This is a genomic window from Arthrobacter sp. CAU 1506, from assembly GCF_005047635.1.
GTDB lineage: Bacteria > Actinomycetota > Actinomycetes > Actinomycetales > Micrococcaceae > Crystallibacter.
The window spans coordinates 22,158-44,051 of the sequence record NZ_SUKC01000022.1; the positions used below are offsets into that span (position 1 = coordinate 22,158).

Here is a 21,894-nt window from a genome sequence, read left to right on the forward strand (position 1 = left end):
CTGTGAGCACCACTTACAACTGCACCGACGCCGCAGACCGCAGCGAGGGCCTGGCGGCTGCACAAGCCGCCCTCGCAGACCGGCAGTGTGTCGTCATGCCCACCGATACGGTCTACGGGATCGCCGCCGACGCGTTCTCACCCCAGGCGGTGGCAACCCTGCTGGCCGCCAAGGGCCGCGGCCGGAAAATGCCGCCGCCGGTCCTGGTGCCGCGGCCGCAGACCATGGACGGGCTCGCCACCGACGTGAGTGACGAAGCCCGCGCCCTCGCCGACGCCTTCTGGCCGGGCGGCCTGACGCTGATTTTCCGTGCCCAGCCGTCGCTGACCTGGGACCTGGGCGAAACGAAGGGCACCGTGGCCCTGCGGATGCCCGACGACGAGCTTGCGCTGGAACTGCTGGCGGCCACCGGACCCTTGGCCGTATCTTCCGCCAACCGCACCGGCCAACCCTCGGCGCAGACCGCCGCGCAGGCGATGGAGCAGCTGGCCGAGTCGGTGGACGTCTACCTGGAAGACGGCTTCCGTCCTGCCGAAGGCGCGACGGCGGTGCCCTCCACCATCGTGGACTGCACCTCCAGCCCGCTGCGGGTGGTGCGCGAAGGAACCATCAGCCTGGAAACCCTTCGCACCGTTGTCCCGGATGTTCTTGGCCTGGGGGAGACGGTAGAAGCATGAGCCGTGTTTCCGCTCTTCCCCCCGGCAAGACCGCCAGCAGCGACCGCGCCCTGTGGCTCTGGTCGCAGATCCTGCTGGACTCCCTTGCGTGGGTCGTGGCGATTGTGCTGGCAGTTTTCCTGCGCTACGAAATGGCGCTGAGCCCTGCCAAGATCCCCGGCATCATCCTGCTGTGCGCGCTGGCAATAGCCGCCCAGGTTGCCGTCGGCTCCGCCTTTGCGCTCTATAAGGGGCGCTACAGTTTCGGCAGCTTCCACGAGGCCAAGCTGCTGGTCATGGTGACCATCTCGGTCTCCGTGATCCTGACCGTCGGGCTGCTGACCTTTGGCATCTCGCTGGGCATCGCGCGCGGCACGGGCCTGATCGCGTTCCCGTTCGCCTGTTTGTTCATGGCGGCGGTGCGCTACCTGAAGCGCATGTATGTGGAGAGCAAAGCCAAGCCCGGCGAACAGGCCGAACGGACGCTGATCTATGGCGCCGGTTTTGTGGGCAACAACATCGTCACCCGGATGAGCAACGATCCTGCCTCGCCGTGGCTGCCGGTGGGTCTGATCGACGACGATCCGTCCAAAAAGCACCTGCGCATCGCATCCGTTCCGGTACTGGGCAGGATGGAAGACCTGCCCGAGATCGTGCACCGCACGCAGGCGACGGTCCTGCTGGTGGCGATCGCGGATATCGACTCCGTGCAGATGCGCAAGATTTCCGACACCATCGCCGGCCTGAACGTACGGGTCCTGGTGGTGCCGCCGCTGAAGGACATGCTCACCGGACGGCAGGACTTCTCCTTCCGCGAGGTAGCGATTGAAGACCTCATCGGCCGCCAGCCGGTAGACATCCACGTGGAAGAAATCGCGCACTACGTGACCGGCCGAAGGGTGCTGGTCACCGGCGCCGGCGGATCCATCGGGTCCGAGCTGTGCCGGCAGATCCACGCCTTCCAACCGGCTGAACTGATCATGTTGGACCGCGACGAGACCGGCTTGCAGGGCACGCAGATTTCAATCACCGGCCAGGGCCTGCTCACGGGCAAGGACACTGTGCTGGCGGACATCCGCGACGCCGCCGCACTCGAAGCCATCTTCCTGGACCGCCGGCCGGAAGTGGTGTTCCACGCTGCCGCGCTGAAGCACGTTTCGCTGCTGGAGCAGTATCCGGAAGAAGCCTGGAAGACCAATGTGCTTGGCTCGCTGAACGTGCTGCGGGCCGCCCGCGCTGCCAGGGTCGAGACTTTCGTGAACGTTTCCACCGACAAGGCGGCCAACCCCACCACCGTGCTGGGGCACTCCAAGCGGGTGGCGGAGAAGCTGACGGCGTGGGTGGCGCAGCAAACCGGGTTGAAGTATGTCTCGGTCCGGTTCGGCAATGTGCTGGGCAGCCGCGGATCGGTGTTGCCGCTGTTCAGCGAGCAGATCCGCAAGGGCGGTCCCGTCACCGTGACCGACGCCGATGCCACCCGGTTCTTCATGACCATCCCGGAAGCCTGCCAGCTGGTGATCCAGGCCGGCGCCATCGGCACCGGCGGCGAAGTGATGATTCTGGACATGGGCGAACCGGTGAAGATCCTGGATGTGGCCGAGCGGATGATCGCGATGTCGGGCCGGGACGTCGAGATCGTCTTCACCGGCCTGCGGCCGGGGGAGAAGCTGCACGAAGACCTGATCGGGGAGGGCGAAAGCGATTCGCGGCCGCTGCACCCCAAGATTTCGCACGCGAGCATCGACGGCCTCGACCCCGACCGGATGAGCCTGGCCGATTGGAAGAGCCGGCAGCATCTGGTCTCCGCCTCGACGGGTGCCCTGGACACTGTCCCGGTGGCGGTTGCGCCCGAGGACGACCTTGAACCCGACGGGCGGGAGCGGGCGTCGTGACCACAGCCGTGGTGGCCGTGTTGGCGGCCCTGCTGTTGAGCCTGCTGTTGCCGTTCGCGCTGATCCCGCTGCTCAAACGGCTGGGCGTGCTTGATGTGCCGAATGAACGGTCCTCGCATACGCGCCCGGTGGTGCGCGGCGTCGGCATCACCGTGGCGGTCGGGCTGGTGGCGGGCCTGTTGATCGCCGGGATCGGCGGTGCCACCGACTCTTCCCAGTTGCTGCTGGCGGTTGCCGCAGTGGCGACGGCCGCAGCGCTGCTGGGCTGGGTCGAGGACTTCCGCGGGCTGTCCATCCGCGGCCGGGCTGCGCTGCAGCTGGGCATCGGCACCGGCGGAACCGCACTGGCGATAGCACTCACCGACCAGACCTGGTGGTGGCTGCCGCTGGGCGCCTTGGCCTTGGCCGCCTACATTAACATCGCCAACTTCATGGACGGCGTGAACGGCATCTCCGGACTGCACGGCACCGCGGTCGGCTTGATGTTCGCCGCCGCCGGCGCAGTCACCGGACATGGCTGGTTGGTGGTTGGTGGGGCCGTCGTGGCTGCCGCTTTCGTTGCGTTCCTGCCCTGGAACCTCGGCCGGGGCAACGTCTTCCTGGGCGACGTCGGCAGCTACCTGTTGGGGGCCTCCCTGGCCATGCTGGGCCTGACCGCTTTCCTCGACGGAGTCCCCGCCGAATACCTGTTGGGGCCGGTTGCCATCTACCTGGCGGACACTCTCGCCACGCTGCTGCGCAGGATCAGTGCGGGGGAGCGGTGGTACGCGCCGCACCGCACCCACGCCTACCAGCGGCTCACCGACGTCGGCTTCAGCCACCTGCAATCGGCGCTGCTGGTCACCGGCTGCTCGCTGCTGACCGGATTCTGCGGCTATCTCGCCGCCGAATCGGACCTGATGGGCAAAGCCGCAGCGATCGTCGCGGGCGCCGCCGTCGTTATTTTCTATCTGCGTTCGCCGGTGATCTTCAGCCGGCGGTCATCTAACGCTGCAGGACCCGCAGCGTAACAGCGGGTCGTGGCTCGTCGGCCAGTTCTATCTCATGTAGAATTATTCCGGCCGGTTCCGGCCAGCTCACGACGACTGCGACCGAACGGACTCCCATGCGCGCCACCCGCCACGACGGCACACCCGCCGCCGGCGGCGCCATCGGCGCATCCGGGCCGACCCGGTCCCCGTGGCTGAAGATCCTTCGCGCTTCCTTGGCAGCAAGCGGCACAGCAGCCGCACTGATCACCGTGGCGGCAGCCATCTCAGCCGGAGCGGCCGGTGCGGTCAGCGCCCTGCTCGGCGCGGTGCTGGTGATGTTGTTCTTCGCCATCAGCCTGCTGGTGGGCCATTTCGTCGGTCGGTCGAATCCGTCCGGTGCCATCGGCGCCTTCATTGCCACTTACATCATCAAAGTGGTGGGATTCGGTGCCGCATTGTTCGTCATCGGCACACCGGACTGGTTGGAACGGACCTGGTTCTTCATCGCGGCGGTAGCAGCCGTCGTCGTGTGGCAGGCCGCAGAGGTCTTCGCGTTTTCGCGCACCCGGCACCAGCTGTACGCCGACCCCGAGCCGGAAGACGGTCAGCAGCGGAACGGGGGATCCGGCGATGGCAGCTAACGGCTCATCGGGCCCGGCGAACAAGGATTCCGGCGACCACTCCACCTATCAGGGCGGCAACACCGTCCTGACCTATATTCTTGGCGGGATCATCGCCTGGGGTTTGATAGGCTGGGGACTGGACTATCTGCTGGATACCCGCTGGCTGATTTTCGCCGGTGCCGTTCTAGGCGCTGGAGGCGGATATTACTTGGCCCGCAAACACAAGCTCACGCGCGGCGCTCGGCGTCGCCATGAGGGCGGCCCGGGGGACCACACCTAAATGTCAGACAACTTCATATGGTGGCCTGCCTTGACGGCGACCCACCCTGAAACGCCCAAAGATGGACACTGCAGAGAGGAAACGCGTTGATCGCGCTTGCGCTTCCGGCGGCCGCTAATGAAGGTGGCTTCGTCCCACCGACCCTCGAAGACATGCATCTACCGGAGATTCTTCCGTGGATGGCCCCGTACGGCGAGGGCTTCGGCAAGCAGATGCTGCTGGTCCTGCTGTCCGTCGTTCTGATTTCCTGGTTCTTCATCGTGGCGGCCCGCCGCCGCCAGCTTGTCCCCGGCAAGCTGCAGTACCTGGGCGAAATGAGCTACAACTTCGTCCGCAACTCGGTGGGTAAGGACATCATCGGTGAGCGCGACTTCAAGCCGTTCGTACCGCTCCTGTTCGCCCTGTTCTTCTTCATCCTGGTGAACAACCTCTTCGGCTCCATCCCGTTGATCCAGATGCCGACGACGTCGCATGTGGGAACGGCATACGCCTTGGCCGGCATCGTCTACGTCACCTGGATTGTGCTCGGCATCAAGAAGCACGGCATCGGCTACTTCAAGCTGGCCGTGGTGCCTTCCGGTGTACCGAAGGCCATCCTGCCGCTGGTGGTCATCATTGAGATCATCTCGACCTTCCTGGTTCGTCCGGTCACGCACAGCCTGCGACTCTTCGCCACCATGCTGGCCGGCCACCTGATCATCATGCTGGCCGCTGCCGGTACCCAGTTCCTGCTGGTGGACGCCGACTTCTGGCTGAAGCCGCTGGGTATCCTCACCCTCGCCGGCGGCGTCGGCATGTACTTCTTCGAAATCCTGATCCAGGTCCTGCAGGCCTACGTGTTCGTCCTGCTGACCGCGATCTACATCCAAGGCTCCCTGGCCGAGGAACACTAAGTTTCCCCGCTGGGGAAGAACCTGAACCAACAACCTGCTCCCTCCAAGGGGAGCATCTTGAAAGGAAAAAAATGGAAGGCAATATCAACCTCGTCGGTTACGGTCTCTCCGCTATCGGCGGTGCCATCGGTGTGGGCCTCGTGTTCGCTGCTTACATCAACGGCGTTGCCCGCCAGCCTGAGGCACAGCGCGTGCTTCAGCCGATCGCGTTCCTGGGCCTGGCACTGACTGAAGCTTTGGCCATCCTCGGTCTGGTGTTCGCGTTCGTCCTCTAATCAAGGCAACGCGAACCATCCACACCGAATAGATAGGACGGGTGAGATATGAATCAGGCAATGATCCTCGCCGCCGCGGAGGGTGCAAACCCTCTGATCCCGAACCCCTGGGAAATCCTTGTCACGCTGATCGGCTTCGCGATCCTCATGTACATCGTCGCCAAGTTCGTCGTTCCGGCGTTTGAGAAGACGTTTGAAGAGCGGACCGAGGCCATCGAAGGCGGTATCGCCAAGGCGGAGGCGGCTCAGGCTGAAGCCAGCGCTGCGCTGGACGAGTACAAGCAGCAGTTGACGGACGCCCGCGCGGAAGCCAACCGCATCCGTGAGGACGCACGCGCCGAAGGCGCCCAGATCCTGGCGGAGCTGAAGGAAAAGGCACAGGCCGAAGCCGCACGCATCAGCGAGCAGGCACAGGTCCAGATTGACGCCGAGCGTCAGGCTGCCGTGACCTCGCTGCGCAGCGAGGTCGGATCCTTGGCGACCGAACTGGCTGGCAAGATCGTCGGCGAAGCGCTGAACGACGACGCGCGTTCTGCCCGCGTTGTGGATCGCTTCCTTGCTGACCTTGAGTCCCAGAGTGCAGGTGCTGCGAAATAATGGCCGGTGTATCGAGCGAGTCGCTGAAAGCGGCACTGCAGGAGCTGGAGGCTAAGCTTCCCACCGCTTCGCTGTCCCTGGCTGAGGAACTCTTTGGGGTCCTGGGCCTGTTGGACAGCAATGCCGGACTGCGCCGTGCCCTGACCGACCCGGCGCGCGACAGCAAAGAGAAGGCCGAACTGTTCGGCCGTCTTCTCGAGGGGAAGGTCTCGGCGGATGCCCGGGACATCGTCACCTCGCTGGCTGCTTCGCGTTGGGCCTCTGCGCGCGACATCGGGGACGCTTTGGAGACCCTGGCGGCCACCACTGCCGTCGCTGTTGCAGAGAACAAGGGCCAGGGTGTTGACGGACTCGAAGGTCTGGAGAGCGACCTGTTCGCGTTCAACCGCATTGTCGGGTCGGATCACGACCTGCAGCGCGCTTTGGTTGAGCCCCAGGCTTCTGACGAAGCCAAGACGGCGCTGGCACTGAAGCTGGTGCCGAACGCGGGTCCGGCAGCCCAGCTGCTGATCCGGCAGGCAGTGACCGCACCGCGCGGCATCAAGCCCACGGCACTGGTAGAGCGGTTCGTCCAGCTGGTGGCCAAGCGCCAACAGCGTTGGATCGCGGAGGTCAGCGTCACCCGTCCGCTGACCAGCGAACAGGCGACCCGCCTGCAGGCCGGCCTCGACCGGCTGTACGGCCGTGGACTGAAGATGAACGTCAACGTCGATCCGAGACTGGTCGGCGGCGTGCGGGTCATGGTCGGGGACGAGGTCGTGGATGCATCCGTGATCTCCCGCCTGGCTGAACTCCGCAGGAGTCTCACGGTGTAGTTTCCGCAAGGAAACTTGGACCGCAAGCCTCACACAGACTGAAATAAACACCGGTCGTCGCACACCTCGCGATGATCATAAACACAGGAGAGCAGGGACTGCAGATGGCCGAATTGACCATCAACGCCGACGACGTCCGCAATGCGCTGAACGAGTTCGCGGCGTCCTATGAACCCGGAAGCGCCGAGCGGGTCGAAGTCGGCCACGTGACCACTGCCAGCGATGGCATCGCCCGTGTCGAGGGTCTTCCCTCGGTCATGGCGAACGAACTGCTGCGTTTCGAGAACGGCGTCCTGGGCCTGGCCCAGAACCTCGACACCCGCGAAATCGGCGTCGTGATCCTCGGCGACTTCACCGGCATCGAAGAAGGCATGGAAGTTCACCGCACCGGTGAGATCCTGTCTGTCCCGGTCGGCGACGCCTACCTGGGCCGCGTCGTGGACCCGCTGGGCCAGCCGATCGACGACAAGGGGCCGATCGAGTCGACCGAGCGCCGTGCGCTGGAGCTGCAGGCTCCGGGCGTCACCCAGCGTAAGTCCGTGCACGAACCGCTGCAGACCGGCATGAAGGCGATCGACGCGATGATCCCGATCGGCCGCGGCCAGCGCCAGCTGATCATCGGCGACCGCCAGACCGGCAAGACCGCCATCGCCGTCGACGCCATCCTGAACCAGAAAGCCAACTGGGAGTCCGGCGACGTCAGCAAGCAGGTCCGCTGCATCTACGTGGCGATCGGCCAGAAGGCATCGACCATCGCTGCCGTCCGCCAGACCCTGGAAGACAAGGGCGCGCTGGAGTACACCACCATCGTGGCGTCGCCCGCGTCCGACCCGGCCGGCTTCAAGTACTTGGCGCCCTACGCCGGCTCGGCCATCGGCCAGCACTGGATGTACGGCGGCAAGCACGTCCTGATCATCTTTGATGACCTCTCCAAGCAGGCCGAAGCCTACCGCGCCGTGTCGCTGCTGCTGCGGCGCCCGCCGGGACGCGAGGCCTACCCGGGCGACGTGTTCTACCTGCACTCCCGCCTGCTGGAGCGTTGTGCCAAGCTCTCCGACGAACTGGGCGCAGGCTCGATGACCGGCCTGCCGATCATCGAAACCAAGGCAAACGACGTCTCGGCCTACATTCCGACCAACGTCATCTCCATCACGGACGGCCAGATCTTCCTGCAGTCCGACCTGTTCAACGCCAACCAGCGTCCGGCCGTGGACGTCGGCGTGTCCGTCTCCCGCGTGGGTGGTGCGGCACAGGTCAAGGCGATGAAGAAGGTCTCCGGCACCCTGAAGCTGGACCTGGCCCAGTACCGCGACATGCAGGCATTCGCCATGTTCGCGTCGGACCTGGACGCCGCGTCACGCCAGCAGCTGACCCGCGGTGCCCGTTTGATGGAACTGCTCAAGCAGGGCCAGTACACGCCGTACCCGGTGGAGGACCAGGTTGTCTCCATCTGGGCCGGTACCAACGGCTACCTGGACGACGTGCCGGTGGAGGACGTGACCCGTTTCGAGGGCGAATTCCTCTCGCACCTGAGGCACCGCAGCTCGGTGCTGACGACCATCGCGCAGACGAACCTGCTCGAGGATTCCACGGTGGACGAGTTGAAGTCGCAGATCGCCGACTTCAAGCAGGGCTTCTTCGGGGAGGGCGACAGCCGTCTGGTTGGCGCCGGCCGCGAAGAGTACGACGCCCTGGCCGAAGACGAAGTCGCCCAGGAACAGATCGTCAAGCAGAAGCGCTAATTCATCTTTGTTGATCGGGCGGGACCACACCGCGGTCCCGCCCGGCCGCCGAAGACGAGGAAAGGAAGAGTATGGGAGCCCAGATTCGGGTCTACCGCCAGAAGATCGCATCGACTTCGTCGCTGCGGAAAATCTTCAAGGCGATGGAGCTGATCGCCGCCTCACGCATTGGCAAGGCCCGCAGCCGTGTCGCGGCTTCGATGCCGTACGCCAATGCGATCACCCGTGCCGTTTCTGCTGTGGCTTCGCAGTCCGAGATCGACCACCCGCTGACCACCGAGCCGGAGCAGATCCGCCGGGCCGCCGTGCTCGTGCTGACCTCCGACCGCGGTCTGGCGGGGTCGTACTCCGCGTCCGTGCTGAAGCAGGCCCAGTCCCTGACCGAGCTGCTTCACGGAGAAGGCAAGGAAGTCCGCCACTACCTGGTCGGCCGCAAGGCGCAGGCCTACTTCGACTTCCGGAACATCCAGTACCAGCAGGTCTGGACGGGCGGCACTGACTCTCCGGAGTTCAGCACCGCCCGCGAGATCGGCGAAGAACTGCTCTCCGACTTCAACACGCCGTTCGAGGATGGTGGCGTGGACGAGATTCACATCGTCTACACCCGCTTCAAGTCCATGGTTGTCCAGGAGCCCGCGGTCATCCGACTGCTGCCGCTGGAGGTTGTGGAAGAAGAGGCCACCGCGGAGACCGACCTGCTGCCGCTGTACGAGTACGAGCCGGAACCCGAACAGGTTCTGAACGCACTGCTGCCGCGTTACATCGAATCGCGCATCTTCGCAGCGTTGCTGCAGGCTGCTGCCAGCGAGCTGGCAGCCCGCCAGCGAGCGATGAAGTCCGCCAGCGACAACGCCACGGACCTGATCGAGAAGTACACGCGTCTTCGGAACAATGCGCGTCAGGCAGAGATTACGCAGGAACTCACCGAAATTGTCGGTGGCGCGGACGCCCTGGCAGCGTCCTGATCAGTCCCTGCAGCAACAGCACACATAAACCACGCCATCGAAACTGAGAAGTGAGAAAGATGACTGCCCAAACCACCGAGCACGGAACTGGTTCCGTCGCTACGGGCGCTACCGGCCGTATCGCCCGTGTCATCGGCCCGGTTGTCGACGTCGAATTCCCGGCGGACGCAATCCCCGCAATGTACAACGCTCTCACCGCTGAGGTCACCCTCAACGGCGAGACCCGCACCATCACCTTCGAGACCTCGCAGCACCTGGGCGACAACCTGGTCCGCGCCATCTCGTTGCAGGCCACCGACGGTCTGGTCCGCGGCACCACGGTGCAGGACGCCGGCACCCCGATCACCGTGCCCGTGGGCGACGGCGTCAAGGGACACATCTTCAACGTGCTGGGCGAGCCGCTGGACGTTGAAGCCTCCCAGTTGGAGATCACCGAGCGCTGGCCGATCCACCGCAAGGCGCCGAACTTCGCCGAGCTGGAAGGCTCCACCGAGATGCTGGAGACCGGCATCAAGGTGATCGACCTGCTGACCCCGTACATCAAGGGCGGCAAGATCGGCCTGTTCGGCGGCGCCGGCGTGGGCAAGACCGTGCTGATCCAGGAAATGATCACCCGTGTGGCCCGCAACTTCGGCGGTACTTCCGTGTTCGCCGGTGTCGGCGAGCGTACCCGCGAGGGCAACGACCTCTGGGTGGAAATGGAAGAAGCCGGCGTGCTCAAGGACACCGCCTTGGTGTTCGGCCAGATGGATGAGCCGCCGGGAACGCGTCTGCGCGTGGCCCTGTCCGCCCTGACCATGGCGGAGTACTTCCGCGATGTGCAGAAGCAGGACGTGCTGCTGTTCATTGACAACATCTTCCGTTTCACCCAGGCCGGTTCCGAGGTCTCCACGCTGCTGGGCCGCATGCCCTCGGCCGTGGGCTACCAGCCGAACCTGGCCGACGAAATGGGCGTGCTGCAGGAACGCATCACCTCCACCAAGGGCCACTCGATCACCTCGATGCAGGCGATCTACGTTCCCGCGGACGACTACACCGACCCGGCTCCGGCGACCACCTTCGCCCACCTGGATGCGACCACGGAACTTTCCCGTGAAATCGCTTCGCGTGGCCTGTACCCGGCCGTGGATCCGCTGACCTCGACGTCGCGCATCCTGGATCCGCAGTACATCGGACACGACCACTACAACACCGCTGTCCGCGTGAAGCAGATCCTGCAGAAGAACAAGGAACTGCAGGACATCATTGCCATCCTCGGCATTGATGAACTGGGCGAAGAAGACAAGATCGTCGTCGCCCGTGCCCGCCGCATCCAGCAGTTCCTGTCGCAGAACACCTACACCGCCAAGCAGTTCACCGGCGTCGAGGGTTCCACGGTTTCCATCAAGGACACCGTGGAAGGCTTCAAGGCCATCTGCGACGGCGAGCTCGACCACATCGCCGAGCAGGCCTTCTTCAACGTTGGCGGCCTGGACGATGTCGAGCGCCAGTGGGCCAAGATCCAGGAACAGACCGGGAAGTAAGGCCTGTGGCTAATAATTCTGCTGAACTGGAAGTTGAGATTGTTGCCGCGGACCACTTCGTGTGGTCCGGCCAGGCAACAATGGTCAAGGCGCGGACCAGCGACGGCGAAATCGGGATCCTGCCGGGCCATACCCCGGTCCTGGCAGTCCTGGCAGCCGGCGAGCTGGCCATCCAGCCGGTGTCTGGAGACCGCATCACCGTGAATGTCGACGGCGGATTCTTCTCCGTGGACAGCAACCGTGTTGTCATCGTTGCAGACAATGCGACGGTTGGCGACGAGGCCACGGCGACCCGCTAGCCGCCGGTGAACGGTCTCGACATCACGTTCGCCATCCTGGCCGCAGTGTTCCTGCTGCTGGTGTTGGCACTGATTGCCTTCGGAGTGCGCCGCTATCAACTGCGGCGCACTCTGGGCACCTTCGACGCCTCCATTGCCATGCTGCCCGGCAGCTGGCAGATGGGGGTTTGTCGTTATACGGACACCCATTTGGAATGGTTGCGACTGCTGTCGTTAAGTCCTAAGCCGCGCTACAAGTTCCGACGCAGCTCGCTGGAACTACAGGGCTGGCGGCAACCGACCGAAGCCGAACGGGCAAAGATCCAGCCCGGTGCGATCGTCGTGATGCTCACGCATGAAAGACACGATCTGACGATGGCGATGACGTTCGACGTCTACGCAGGTCTGTCGTCCTGGCTTGAAGCCGGACCGGTGATCGGCATCGGCACTTGGCGCTAGGTCTGGTCATGACGGCGCGGTTCCCCCGGGAGCCGCGCCGTCGGCCGTTTAACCAGCACAGCCGCGCCGTCAGCCGTTTGACCAGCACAGCCGCGCCACAACCGTAGGATGGATTGCATGGATGAGGTGATCGTGGTGCGCGGGCCCAGCACGCTCAACGGGCGGGTGGAGGTCTCGGGCGCAAAGAACAGTGTCTTGAAGCTGATGGCGGCAGTGCTGCTGGCGGAGGGCCGGTCCACGATCACCAATGTGCCGGACATCCAGGACGTCTGGATCATGTCGGAACTGCTGCGCCGCCTTGGCTGCGTGGTGGACTACGACGTGGACGCTGCCAGCGTCGATATTGACGTCCCGTCCGCACCGGCGCACCAGGCCGACTACGACCTCGTCCGCGCCATGCGGGCGTCGATCTCCGTGCTGGGCCCGCTGGTGGCCCGTTGCCACCAGGCCGAAGTGGCGTTGCCCGGGGGAGACGCCATCGGCAGCCGCGGACTGGATATGCACCGGGCCGGGCTGGAGCAGATGGGTGCGCAGATCAGCATCGACCACGGCTATCTGGTGGCCAAGGCGCCGAACGGGCTTCACGGCGCCCACCACCGGCTGCCCTATCCGTCGGTCGGCGCCACGGAAAACCTGATGATGGCGGCCACGCTGGCCAGGGGAGTGACGGTGATCGACAACGCCGCGCGGGAACCGGAGATCACCGACATCGCCGACCTGCTGGTCTCGATGGGCGCGCAGATCGAAGGGATCGGCTCTCCCACCTTGGTGGTTACCGGCGTCGAAAGCCTGCACCCGGTGCGCCACAGCACAGTGCCGGACCGGATTGTAGCCGGAACCTGGGCCTTTGCCGCTGCGATCACGGGCGGAACCGTGGACGTCGCCAAGTCGAATCCCGGCCATTTGACCGTGGTGCTGGACAAGCTGGCGCAGGCCGGTTGCCGGATAACCCGCCGGGACGACGGCTTCACGGTGGAAGGGCCGCAGCGTCCGGAGCCGATCAACGTGTCCACCCTGCCGTACCCCGGCTTTCCCACGGACCTGCAGCCGTTCGTTGTGGCCTTGAACGCCGTGGCCAACGGGCACGGAATGGTGACTGAGAACGTCTTCGAAGCTCGCTGGGGATTCACCGCCGAATTGTCCCGGCTGGGTGCGGTGGTGCGGTTGGACGGGCACCACGCACTGATCAAGGGCGTCTCGCAGCTCTCCGGCGCTCCGGTCGAAGCCAACGACATTCGTGCCGGTGCCGCGCTGGTGATCGCGGGGCTCGTCGCGGAGGGGACAACCGAGGTCCACGGCGTGGAGCACATCGACCGGGGCTACGAGCGGTTCGACGAGCGGCTGCGGGCGCTGGGCGGGGACGCGGTCCGGCTGGGGCCACCGAAGCTGCCGGCCTGACAGCGCAAACAGCAGAACCCCTCCGGAAACGTCCGGAAGGGTTCTGCTGGCGGTGCGCTGCCGTGGGCCGCGCGGTGCTGAAGCCGAAGCTAGATGACAGTGACGCCGGTGGCCTGCGGGCCCTTGGCGCCCTGGCCGATCTCGAAGCTCACGCGCTGGTTTTCATCGAGCGTCTTGAAGCCGCCCGACTGGATCTCGGAGTAGTGAACGAACACATCTCCGTCAGCCTCGTCCGGAGTGATGAAGCCGAAGCCCTTTTCCGCGTTGAACCACTTGACGGTCCCCTGTGCCATGTAAATCTCCTCATCGTGGAACAGAATCAAGCCGGTACACTTCGTACCAACCCGGTTACTCCGTGGAAGATCCGCACAACTGGGCCATCGGCCGGTCGCTGAGGAGCTTCACACTCGCAACATGTCTTGCGAGCATGAAAAACTCACCTACACAAAGACTGAGTTAAGCATCACATAAGCCACATGGGCGGTCAACGGTACAAAGGGCGATTCAATCTAAAATTAAGCAAGAGTTCGATTCGTGACTTTAACGCCGTCCGGCTAGCGCGGCGGCGGGTCGAGCCAGCGGCCCCCGCGCATCACAGCGGTCAAGGCCAAGCCTGCGGTGGTGACCAGCAGGTCGGCCCTGAAACCGCGGGACAGCGCGCCGGCTTCCTCCGCCAGCCCCAGCACCGCGGCCGGAACGGCGGAGGCGGAGGACACAGCGGTCTCCAGTGGCACCCCGGCGGCAACCGCACAACGCACCACGTCCAGGAGCGTCGCCGTGCCGCCCGCCAAGGCTCCGCTGGCAGCCACCCTCGCCACACCGCCCCTGACGCTCACGTCGTTGGCGCCCAGCACATACCCGCCGTCGCCCAGGCCGGTGGCCGCCATCCCGTCGGAGACCAACAAGATGTTGGCACCGCCCACCAGTTCGTACACGGTCAGCACGGTCTCCGGGTCCAGATGGATTCCGTCGGCAATGAGTTCGACGGCGGCGCGTCCGCCCGCGGCAGCGCGCAGGCAGGCTGCCGCGGCACCGGGGGAACGGTGGTGCAGCGGCCGCATGGCGTTGAACAAGTGCGTGACGAGCGGCCGTCGCCGGTCCCGACCGGAGCCGGCCTGTGCCAAACCAGCCGCCGCGCGGACCAGCGACGCTGCGGCGGTCGCGGCATCGGCGTCGGTATGCCCGAGGGACGGCGTTACGCCCGACGCCGCAAGGAGGTCAACGAGTTCGTCGGCACCGTCCAACTCCGGTGCATAGGTCATCGAGACCAGGTGCCCGCCGGCCGCCTCGACCAGCCCGGCGGCGAGACCGGTGTCCGGAGCGAGCAGATAGTCGGTGCTTTGCGCGCCACAGCGCGCCGGGGAAAGAAACGGCCCCTCCGCGTGGACGCCAGCGAGCAAACCCTCACCGGTCAGTTTGCCCAGCAGCTGCACGGACTGCAGCATGTTCTCCCGGGGGCCTGCCATGGTGCTGGCCACCACGGTGGTGGTTCCGCTGCGGTGCAGGTACCCGGCGGCCTGCCGGGCGCCCGTCTCATCGGCGGAGGAGAAGTCGCCGCCGTAGGCGCCGTGGCAGTGGGTGTCGATCAGCCCCGGCAGCAACAGGCTGTCCGCCGGGAGGTCCACGTGCTGCCAGCCCGCCGGGTCGAAGTGCGAGGCGGGGCCGGCATACCGGATGCGGTCGCCCTCACAGGCGACGACACCGTCGTCGAGCGTGGTCCCTGATGAGACGATCCTGCCGCGGACGTACTGCCGTGTTGGACCGTCCTGCCCGGGGGAACTCATGGTCCGATTCTAGGCCGGGTACCGTCCGGCAGCTGGTGGCGGGGCCGCTGGCTCAGAACAGGCGGGATTCGGCGTCGTCCACGCCGCGCATCTCGTCGTAGTCCAGGGTCAGGCAGTCGATGCCGCGGTCCGTGGCAAGCACCCGCGCCTGCGGCTTGATTTGCTGCGCCGCGAATATCCCCTTGACCGGGGCCAGCAGCGGATCACGGTTGAGCAGCTCCAGGTAGCGGGTCAGCTGTTCCACGCCGTCGATGTCGCCGCGGCGCTTGAGCTCGACGGCCACGGTGCCGCCGTCGGCATTGCGGGCGAGGATGTCCACCGGGCCGATCGCGGTCATGTATTCGCGCCGTACCAGCGTGTGGCCCGGTCCGAGGCGGTGGATTTGTTCAGCCAGCAGGCGCTGCAGATCGGCCTCCACTCCGTCTTTGACCAGCCCCGGGTCCACGCCTAAGTCGTGGCTGTATTCATGCAGATGCTCGTGGATGCTGATCACCAGGCGGTCGTCACTCTTGGCGTGCTGCACGTGCCAGACCTCCTGGACGCCGGACTCGGCGTCGTCGGCCTCCGGATCGGCTACGCGCAGCGTGGCCGGCGGGCTCATCCAGTTCAGCGGCTTGTAGGAGCCGCCGTCGGAATGGATCAGGACGGAACCGTCCGCTTTCACCATCAACAGGCGGGTGGCCAGCGGAAGGTGGGCGCGGAGGCGGCCGATGTAGTCAACGGAGCAACGGGCAATGACAAGACGCACAGTAGGCCACTTTACCTTCTGCCGGGAGGCAGGTTCGGCCGGGGCCGCGGCGGTGGGGCAGAATGGATGACATGCCCCGATCCAACCGTCCGCGCCGCCGATCGGGGACGGGCAGCAGCAAATGGACGCGGGAAAGCGACTTGAACCTGGACCGTGCCCGCGCGGGCATCCCCGAACGCCAGAACGCGCCCGACGGCGAATGGAACGTCCGGCGCATCACCGGATCCAACGCCGCCAAGGACTACACCTGCCCGGGCTGCAACCGCACCATCGGCCCCGGAATCGAGCACCTGGTGGCCTGGCGCGCCGACTCGCTGTTCGGCGGCGAAACGGCGCTGGGCGAGCGGCGGCACTGGCACCCGCGGTGCTGGCAGACCCGCAGTTTCCGTTACCGCTGAGCTTCGGTCAGGCGCGGTCCTGCCGCACGATGAAGACGTCCTTGAGCAGCAGCATCACCGATGCCGCCACAGGAATCGCCATCAGCGCGCCCAGCACACCCAGCAGCGAGCCGCCGGCAATCACGGCGATCACCGCCACGGCCCCCGGCACCGCAACAGCCCGCTGCATCACGCGCGGCGACACGAAATAGGCCTCGATTTGCAGGTAGGCAAAGTATATGACGGCGAACAGTGCGGCCGTCTGCCAGCTCACGGTCAGGGCCACCAGCGAGACGAGCGCACCGGCGATCACCGCACCGATCAGCGGGATGAAGGCCAGCAAAGCGACGACGAACGTCAGCAAGGCGGTGAACGGTACCTGGGCGATGGTCATGGCGATGAAGGCGACCGACGCGTTGATCAGCGCCACGCAGGCCTGGCCGATCACATAGCTGCCAACGCTGCTGCTGATTTCTTCGGACAGACGCTGCACCTGCCGGCGCTTGGAGCGCGGAGCCAGCCGGTAGGCCCAGATCTTCAGCGCCGGAAGCGACGCCAGGAAGTACAACGTGAGCACCAGCACGATCAGTGCCCCGAACGCACCTTGGAGCACGGCCCCGCCGACGCCAAGGACACCGCCGAAAATACCGGTGACGTTCTCCGAATTGGCAAAGAACTTCGCCAGTTCCACGTCAATGCGCTCCCGGACCTGGAACTGCTCGTCCACGGACTGGAAGAAGGCCGAATTCAGGAAGTCGTCAACATAGCGCGGGGCGTTGGCCACGATCTGCGTGGTCTGGTTGACGATGGTCGGGATCAGCGTGGAGATGAAGGCGGCGACCAGCCCGGCCAGGATCAGCACCACAATGATGACGCCGGCCGGCCGGGGGAGTCCCTTGCGTTCCAGCCAGCGGACAATCGGATCGAGCCCCAGGGCAATGAAGAGCGCGGCCGCAATCCACGCCAGCAGCGCGCCGACGTTGATGAGCACAAAGTAGAGCAGCAGCGCGAAACCGACGCCCACCGTCGCCATGAATCCGAAATGGATCGGATGCCGCGCGGGGGACATGTCGGGGCCGGAGAGGCCGGTGGAGGCAGCGGGCGGATCGACTTCGGGCGGCATCTCGAACCGGACGCGGGGCCGGGCGCGGGGCATGGAAGCTCCGATGCGCCCGAGCGCGCCCAGGACCGCACGCTGGCGTGCTGCCGTCACAGGCGGGGAGGCCGCTGGTTCGGCTGAAGATTCGGCCGGTGAATCGGCGGCAGCCCGGTGGTCGTCGGCATCCGGTCCGTTACCGGAGCCGGGTACCGGACCGTCCCGATGTTCGTTCACGCAGCATCCTCTCTTCCGCCTGCAGCCGCTGAAGCTGCGGGCGGGCGCTTCTGTCGCGCGGTAGGCAGCAACGGCGCAGGACGCGGTCAATTCTGAGCGAAAGACTACCAGTACGGCCCGCCGCTGCAGCGGATGACACCGGTCGCGGGGGCTCCCTGCGCCCGCGTGCGGAATCCGGTCCTGCGCGGACTGCAAGACGGTTCGTTACCATAGGGTTATAAAGTTTAACCGACGCCGGGCAGCCGCCCCGGCCCTGAACGCCAGGGGCGGACCTGCGGCCCTGCCTTCCTGCACGATCGACGATTGGTATTTTTGTGCGTTTCAAGATTTCCGTGGCCCTGATGGTGATCGGGCTGTTGGCCATCGCGCTGGGCATCGCCCAGCGCACCGTCTGGGCCCCGCCCGAGCGGGCATCTGCCAGCTACACGGCGGAGGGTACCGCTCCGGTGACCGTGATTGAACCGGAAGTCTTCGGCGTCCACGAGGAAGAAGTGGATGTTTCGGTGGAGGCCGACGGCGAATTCCTGATGGCCATCGGCCGTGCCGGCGACGTCGACGCCTGGGTAGGGGAGGCAGCGCACACTTCCCTGACCGGCATCGAGGACGGCCAACTGCAGGGGACCGTGACCGAGGGGGAGGCCAAAGTGCCGAATCCCGCCGGATCCGACCTCTGGGTCAGCGAGGAGCAGGGAGAGGGCAGCATGGAGCACCGTTGGGTGGCTCCGGCCGACGGCGAGTGGTCCATTCTGCTGGCCTCCGACGGCGATGCCCCGGCCCCGACCAACGTGACCGTCACCTGGCCGAACGACACGTCCATCCCGTGGTCGCTCGCCCTGATCATCCTGGGGGCCTTGCTGGTGGTGCTCGGCGTGGCGATGGCAGTGGTGTCCCGCCGTCCGAACCGCCAGACGCCGGACAACGACTCGCCGGGCACCGGATCCGGCCCCGGCGGTGGCACCGGCAGACAGACCGTAGCCGGCCCGGCGACCGCGCCGCTGGCCGCTACCGACGCCGCAAAGCCCGGCCGCGCTGACGAAGCCACAACTGCAGGTACTGGTGTCGAGAATCCGGAAGAGGGTTCCCGTCCCTCCGGCCGCCGTTCCCTGATGGTCCGCCCCGCGCTAGGCCTGCGTGCTGCGGCCGCCGCGGGCACCGCCGTCGTGCTGGCCGCCGGCGCAACGATGCCGGCGCAGGCGGCTCCGTCCCAGGAAGCCGAGGAAGCCGCAGGTTTCCCGGTCGTGCAGGAGAGCCAACTGACTCGGATTATGGATTCGGTAGCGGCGTCAGTGTCCGAAGCCGACAAGGCAAGGGACGCCGGCAAGCTGAAGCCGCGCGTCGGCGGGGCGGCCCTGACGGTCCGCGAGGCCAACTACACGGTGCGGGCCGAAAACGGCAAGGCGCAGGCTCCGGTTCCGGTGGCAGCCGGACCGATCCTGACCTCGATGGTCAGCACCAGCGAGGAGTGGCCGCGGACCGTGGTGACGGTGACCGAGGGCGAAGACAACCCGGTGCCGCAGGTCATTGTGCTGACGCAGCAGGATCCCCGATCGAACTACCGGATGGTGGGCGCGATGCAGATGCTGCCGGGAACCACCTTCCCGCAGGTCTCCACCGAGGGCGGCGGGACACCTGCTGTTCCGCTGGATGCCGAGGACGGCCTGCTCTACTCGCCGCAGGCAGCGGTGAAGATGGTGGCCGAGAACCTGGACAGCGGCAAGCACCAGGGCAAGATCGGCAAGAACACCTTCTCCGACCAGATCCAGAAGATCCAGAAGGACCAGGTCAAGTCCAACAAGAGCGCGGATATCTCCTTCCGCCGCAGCGTCGACAACAAGTCGTTGAGCGCGCTGCGCACGGCCGACGGCGGCGCCGTGGTGTTCGGCCACATCAAGTCTGTGACCAGGAGCGTGCCGGCCGAATCCGGTGCCACCGTGGAACTCTCGCCGGAGTTTGCCGCGCTGGCCGGTGACGACTCGACCACCGAAGGCGTGGACGTGACGTACAGCGAAGCCGTCTTCCTGTACGTGCCGCCGGCCGAGTCCGACGAGACGGTCAATCTGGTCGGGGTGGCCCAGGGCCTGGTGGACGCCAAGCTGAAGTAGCGCCGGCCCGGCCGGGCAACCGGCCGGGCAGCCTCGCCTGCCGCCGCGTAATTCCGGACCCCCGCCGAGACGTATTAGTGTGATGTCATGACCACTCCAACTCCAGAGCAGGGCCCCGGGCCGTCTTCCGTCAGCCTGCGCGGCGCCGTTGACCTGTCGGCGCTGAAAAAGCCGCAGCAACCGGCTTCAGGTGCTCCGGCCGCGGCAGCCGGGGCACCGGGCAACGGCGACACCGCAAGCTACATCGTCGAGGTCAACGAGCAGAGTTTCCAGGCGCTCGTACAACTCTCCGCGCAGGTTCCCGTGATCGTGGAGCTGACCGCAGCGTGGAGCGAGCAGGCCCAGCAGTTGGCCTCCGCGATGGCCGAGGTGACCAACGAGTTCGCCGGCCGGTTTGTCCTGGCGCGGGTGGACGTCGACGCCAGCCCGGGCATCGCCCAGGCCTTCCAGCTGCAGAGCGTGCCCGCCGCCGTCGCGCTGTTGAAGGGCCAGCCGATCCCGCTGTTCCAAGGCGCGGCGTCGGCCGACGAGCTGCGGCAGTTCGTCAACGAGTTGCTGAAGGTTGCCCAGGCCAACGGCGTGACCGGCACGGCCCCCGGCGCGGCTGAGGCTCCGGCCGAGGAGGAGAAGCCGCTGCCGCCGCTGCATCAGGAAGCATTCGACGCCATCGAGGCCGGCGACTACGCCCGGGCCGCGGCGGCGTACCAGAAGGCGCTGGCCGAACAGCCGGCCGACAACGAGGCCCGCACCGGGCTCTACCAGGTGCAGCTGCTGGAGCGGCTGCAAGGAGCCGATGCCAACGAGCTGCGCAGGGCCGCCGCCGACCAGAGCGACGACCTGCAGGCCCAGCTGGCCGTAGCCGACTTGGACGTGTCCGGCGGCCATGTCGAGGACGCGTTCGCGCGGCTGGTCGGCTTCATTAGCCGGCATGCCGGAGACGAACGGGAAACGGCCCGGGCGCGGCTGGTGGAGCTGTTCGATGTGGTGGGCAGCTCCGACCCACGGGTCTCCAAGGCACGCCAGGCTCTGGCCCGGGCGCTCTTCTAAATGGCGCAGAGTCCGGTTGGCGGCCTGTTTGAGCCGATCAAGCTGCGCGGAATGCCGTTGGCCCACCGCGGCTGGGTGGCGCCCATGTGCCAGTACTCGGTTCGCCGGGACGATGCGCCCGGCACGCCGAACGACTGGCACCTGATGCATCTGGGCCAGTTCGCCGCCGGCGGCGCGGCACTGATCCTGACCGAGGCGACCGCGGTCAACGCCATTGGCCGGATCAGTCCGCAGGACACCGGCATCTGGACCGACGCCCAGGCACAGACCTGGAGCCGGATCATCGAGTTCGTGCACCGCTACGGTTCGGCGGACACCAAGATCGGCATCCAGCTGGCCCATGCCGGGCGCAAGGCCTCGACCTACCCGCCCTTTGCCCGGGAATCCGGATCCGTGCCGCACGACGAGGGCGGCTGGCGGGCCGTTGCTCCGACCACCGGCGCCTTCGGCCGCTACGGGGCGCCGGCGGCGCTGGACGAGGCAGGCATCCGGCAGATTGTCTGCGATTTCCGCGACGCCGCGGCCCGCGCGGTCTGGGCCGGGTTCGACACCATCGAGATCCACGGCGCCCACGGCTATCTGCTGCACCAGTTCCTGTCCCCGCTGATCAACACCCGCACCGATGAGTGGGGCGGCTCGGCGGACAATCGTGCGCGCCTGCTGCTGGAAGTAGTGGACGCGGTCCGCGGCGTGATGCCGGATGCCATGCCGCTGCTGCTGCGCGTTTCCGCCAGCGACTGGGCGGATGGCGGACTGGATCCGGAAGCGGTGGCCGACGTTGTCTCCCAGGCTGCCGCCCGCGGCGTGGACCTGGTGGATGTGTCCAGCGGCGGCGCGGTACACGGCGTGAACATTCCGCTGGGCCCGGGCTACCAGGTGCCCTTCGCTGCCGCTATCCGCCGCCAGACCGGCGTCCCGACCGGCGCCGTCGGGCTCATCACGACGCCTGCGCAGGCCGACACCGTTGTCAGGGACGGCTCGGCCGACGCCGTACTGCTGGCCCGGGCCGCGCTGCGCGACCCGCACTGGTGGCAGCGCGCCGCCGTCGAACTGGGGCATGACTTGGCGTGGGCACCGCAGTACGAGCGTGCCGCCGAGACGGAGAATTTTTAGTCCTTGCGGATGATGCCCGCGCG

General features: G+C 66.3%; 22 protein-coding genes and 1 pseudogene. 19 read left to right on the forward strand and 4 right to left on the reverse strand.

Going from position 1 to position 21,894, the window contains the following annotated elements:
• Nucleotides 1-2: 2 nt before the first annotated feature.
• From E4J89_RS17940 to murA, 15 genes and pseudogenes are all read left to right on the forward strand, one after another.
• Nucleotides 3-668, forward strand: a pseudogene (locus E4J89_RS17940) (L-threonylcarbamoyladenylate synthase); the annotation flags it as partial.
• A 5-nt stretch (nt 669-673) separates the two neighbouring features.
• Nucleotides 674-2,548, forward strand: coding sequence for a nucleoside-diphosphate sugar epimerase/dehydratase (locus E4J89_RS17945; RefSeq protein ID WP_136787581.1), 1,875 nt, complete (start codon nt 674-676; stop codon nt 2,546-2,548).
• A complete protein-coding gene (locus E4J89_RS17950) occupies nt 2,545-3,558 on the forward strand; it encodes a UDP-phosphate glycosyltransferase (RefSeq protein WP_136787582.1) in 1,014 nt (337 codons plus the stop codon). Before E4J89_RS17945 ends, E4J89_RS17950 begins: the two co-directional genes overlap by 4 nt.
• A 95-nt stretch (nt 3,559-3,653) precedes the next feature.
• Nucleotides 3,654-4,160: a hypothetical protein gene (locus E4J89_RS17955; RefSeq protein ID WP_136787583.1), complete on the forward strand. Its 507-nt coding sequence runs from the start codon at nt 3,654-3,656 to the stop codon at nt 4,158-4,160.
• On the forward strand, nt 4,150-4,422 hold the full coding sequence (locus tag E4J89_RS17960; protein ID WP_136787584.1) for a hypothetical protein: 273 nt from the start codon (nt 4,150-4,152) through the stop codon (nt 4,420-4,422). The genes E4J89_RS17955 and E4J89_RS17960 overlap by 11 nt, the downstream gene beginning before the upstream one ends.
• A gap of 86 nt (nt 4,423-4,508) precedes the next feature.
• Nucleotides 4,509-5,315 (forward strand): F0F1 ATP synthase subunit A, encoded by an 807-nt coding sequence (gene atpB, locus E4J89_RS17965; protein WP_136787585.1) that lies wholly within the window; start codon nt 4,509-4,511, stop codon nt 5,313-5,315.
• Between the two features lie 71 nt (nt 5,316-5,386).
• The gene (gene atpE / locus E4J89_RS17970) at nt 5,387-5,590 is read left to right on the forward strand and encodes an ATP synthase F0 subunit C (RefSeq protein ID WP_074701684.1); all 204 of its coding nucleotides are present in this window, start codon (nt 5,387-5,389) and stop codon (nt 5,588-5,590) included.
• A gap of 48 nt (nt 5,591-5,638) precedes the next feature.
• Nucleotides 5,639-6,187, forward strand: a complete 549-nt coding sequence (locus E4J89_RS17975) for a F0F1 ATP synthase subunit B (RefSeq protein WP_136787586.1) — start codon at nt 5,639-5,641, stop codon at nt 6,185-6,187.
• The gene (locus tag E4J89_RS17980) at nt 6,187-7,002 is read left to right on the forward strand and encodes a F0F1 ATP synthase subunit delta (RefSeq protein WP_136787587.1); all 816 of its coding nucleotides are present in this window, start codon (nt 6,187-6,189) and stop codon (nt 7,000-7,002) included. Before E4J89_RS17975 ends, E4J89_RS17980 begins: the two co-directional genes overlap by 1 nt.
• A gap of 104 nt (nt 7,003-7,106) precedes the next feature.
• Nucleotides 7,107-8,744 (forward strand): F0F1 ATP synthase subunit alpha, encoded by a 1,638-nt coding sequence (atpA, locus tag E4J89_RS17985; RefSeq protein WP_136787588.1) that lies wholly within the window; start codon nt 7,107-7,109, stop codon nt 8,742-8,744.
• Between the two features lie 71 nt (nt 8,745-8,815).
• A complete protein-coding gene (locus E4J89_RS17990) occupies nt 8,816-9,709 on the forward strand; it encodes a F0F1 ATP synthase subunit gamma (RefSeq protein ID WP_136787589.1) in 894 nt (297 codons plus the stop codon).
• A 59-nt stretch (nt 9,710-9,768) separates the two neighbouring features.
• Complete coding sequence (gene atpD / locus E4J89_RS17995; RefSeq protein WP_136787590.1) at nt 9,769-11,232, forward strand: F0F1 ATP synthase subunit beta; 1,464 nt, start codon at nt 9,769-9,771, stop codon at nt 11,230-11,232.
• A 5-nt stretch (nt 11,233-11,237) separates the two neighbouring features.
• Nucleotides 11,238-11,531 (forward strand): F0F1 ATP synthase subunit epsilon, encoded by a 294-nt coding sequence (locus E4J89_RS18000; protein WP_136787591.1) that lies wholly within the window; start codon nt 11,238-11,240, stop codon nt 11,529-11,531.
• Nucleotides 11,532-11,537: 6 nt separating this feature from the next.
• Nucleotides 11,538-11,969 (forward strand): DUF2550 domain-containing protein, encoded by a 432-nt coding sequence (locus tag E4J89_RS18005; RefSeq protein WP_136787592.1) that lies wholly within the window; start codon nt 11,538-11,540, stop codon nt 11,967-11,969.
• A 117-nt stretch (nt 11,970-12,086) separates the two neighbouring features.
• Nucleotides 12,087-13,367, forward strand: a complete 1,281-nt coding sequence (gene murA / locus E4J89_RS18010; RefSeq protein ID WP_136787593.1) for a UDP-N-acetylglucosamine 1-carboxyvinyltransferase — start codon at nt 12,087-12,089, stop codon at nt 13,365-13,367.
• Between the two features lie 89 nt (nt 13,368-13,456).
• On the opposite strand, the gene E4J89_RS18015 is transcribed toward murA, so the two are convergent.
• The 3 genes from E4J89_RS18015 to nucS form a co-directional block, all read right to left on the reverse strand.
• Nucleotides 13,457-13,660 (reverse strand): cold-shock protein, encoded by a 204-nt coding sequence (locus tag E4J89_RS18015; protein ID WP_136787594.1) that lies wholly within the window; start codon nt 13,658-13,660, stop codon nt 13,457-13,459.
• Between the two features lie 261 nt (nt 13,661-13,921).
• Nucleotides 13,922-15,151, reverse strand: a complete 1,230-nt coding sequence (locus tag E4J89_RS18020; protein WP_136787595.1) for an amidohydrolase family protein — start codon at nt 15,149-15,151, stop codon at nt 13,922-13,924.
• A 52-nt stretch (nt 15,152-15,203) separates the two neighbouring features.
• Nucleotides 15,204-15,899: an endonuclease NucS gene (nucS, locus tag E4J89_RS18025; RefSeq protein WP_136787596.1), complete on the reverse strand. Its 696-nt coding sequence runs from the start codon at nt 15,897-15,899 to the stop codon at nt 15,204-15,206.
• 71 nt (nt 15,900-15,970) lie between these two features.
• Here nucS and E4J89_RS18030 point away from each other — a divergent pair, with 71 nt between their 5' ends.
• Nucleotides 15,971-16,297, forward strand: a complete 327-nt coding sequence (locus E4J89_RS18030) for a hypothetical protein (RefSeq protein ID WP_136787597.1) — start codon at nt 15,971-15,973, stop codon at nt 16,295-16,297.
• Nucleotides 16,298-16,304: 7 nt separating this feature from the next.
• Here the strand turns inward: E4J89_RS18030 and E4J89_RS18035 are convergent, their stop codons facing one another.
• Nucleotides 16,305-17,609 carry an AI-2E family transporter gene (locus E4J89_RS18035; RefSeq protein WP_240691978.1) on the reverse strand — a complete coding sequence of 435 codons (1,305 nt, stop codon included), beginning with the start codon at nt 17,607-17,609 and terminating at the stop codon, nt 16,305-16,307.
• Nucleotides 17,610-17,923: 314 nt separating this feature from the next.
• On the opposite strand from E4J89_RS18035, the gene E4J89_RS18040 reads away from it, so the two are divergent.
• The 3 genes from E4J89_RS18040 to E4J89_RS18050 all read left to right on the forward strand — a co-directional run bounded on the left by E4J89_RS18040 (nt 17,924) and on the right by E4J89_RS18050 (nt 21,871).
• Nucleotides 17,924-19,711, forward strand: a complete 1,788-nt coding sequence (locus E4J89_RS18040) for a hypothetical protein (RefSeq protein WP_136787598.1) — start codon at nt 17,924-17,926, stop codon at nt 19,709-19,711.
• An 87-nt stretch (nt 19,712-19,798) separates the two neighbouring features.
• The gene (locus tag E4J89_RS18045; protein WP_136787599.1) at nt 19,799-20,758 is read left to right on the forward strand and encodes a tetratricopeptide repeat protein; all 960 of its coding nucleotides are present in this window, start codon (nt 19,799-19,801) and stop codon (nt 20,756-20,758) included.
• Entirely contained in the window at nt 20,759-21,871 is a 1,113-nt protein-coding gene (locus E4J89_RS18050) for an NADH:flavin oxidoreductase/NADH oxidase (protein ID WP_136787600.1), read from the forward strand.
• The last annotated feature ends 23 nt before the right edge of the window (nt 21,872-21,894 follow it).

What these genes read in the sequence shown, in the direction of transcription:
- murA (WP_136787593.1), top strand. Translation starts at nt 12,087, where the DNA reads ATGGATGAGGTGATCGTGGTGCGCGGGCCCAGCACGCTCAACGGGCGG.
- E4J89_RS17990 (WP_136787589.1), top strand. Translation starts at nt 8,816, where the DNA reads ATGGGAGCCCAGATTCGGGTCTACCGCCAGAAGATCGCATCGACTTCG.
- E4J89_RS18015 (WP_136787594.1), bottom strand. Translation starts at nt 13,660, where the DNA reads ATGGCACAGGGGACCGTCAAGTGGTTCAACGCGGAAAAGGGCTTCGGC.
- atpD (WP_136787590.1), top strand. Translation starts at nt 9,769, where the DNA reads ATGACTGCCCAAACCACCGAGCACGGAACTGGTTCCGTCGCTACGGGC.
- E4J89_RS17955 (WP_136787583.1), top strand. Translation starts at nt 3,654, where the DNA reads ATGCGCGCCACCCGCCACGACGGCACACCCGCCGCCGGCGGCGCCATC.
- E4J89_RS18045 (WP_136787599.1), top strand. Translation starts at nt 19,799, where the DNA reads ATGACCACTCCAACTCCAGAGCAGGGCCCCGGGCCGTCTTCCGTCAGC.
- E4J89_RS18050 (WP_136787600.1), top strand. Translation starts at nt 20,759, where the DNA reads ATGGCGCAGAGTCCGGTTGGCGGCCTGTTTGAGCCGATCAAGCTGCGC.
- E4J89_RS17945 (WP_136787581.1), top strand. Translation starts at nt 674, where the DNA reads ATGAGCCGTGTTTCCGCTCTTCCCCCCGGCAAGACCGCCAGCAGCGAC.
- E4J89_RS17975 (WP_136787586.1), top strand. Translation starts at nt 5,639, where the DNA reads ATGAATCAGGCAATGATCCTCGCCGCCGCGGAGGGTGCAAACCCTCTG.
- E4J89_RS18020 (WP_136787595.1), bottom strand. Translation starts at nt 15,151, where the DNA reads ATGAGTTCCCCCGGGCAGGACGGTCCAACACGGCAGTACGTCCGCGGC.
- E4J89_RS17980 (WP_136787587.1), top strand. Translation starts at nt 6,187, where the DNA reads ATGGCCGGTGTATCGAGCGAGTCGCTGAAAGCGGCACTGCAGGAGCTG.
- atpA (WP_136787588.1), top strand. Translation starts at nt 7,107, where the DNA reads ATGGCCGAATTGACCATCAACGCCGACGACGTCCGCAATGCGCTGAAC.
- atpE (WP_074701684.1), top strand. Translation starts at nt 5,387, where the DNA reads ATGGAAGGCAATATCAACCTCGTCGGTTACGGTCTCTCCGCTATCGGC.
- E4J89_RS18030 (WP_136787597.1), top strand. Translation starts at nt 15,971, where the DNA reads ATGCCCCGATCCAACCGTCCGCGCCGCCGATCGGGGACGGGCAGCAGC.
- E4J89_RS17960 (WP_136787584.1), top strand. Translation starts at nt 4,150, where the DNA reads ATGGCAGCTAACGGCTCATCGGGCCCGGCGAACAAGGATTCCGGCGAC.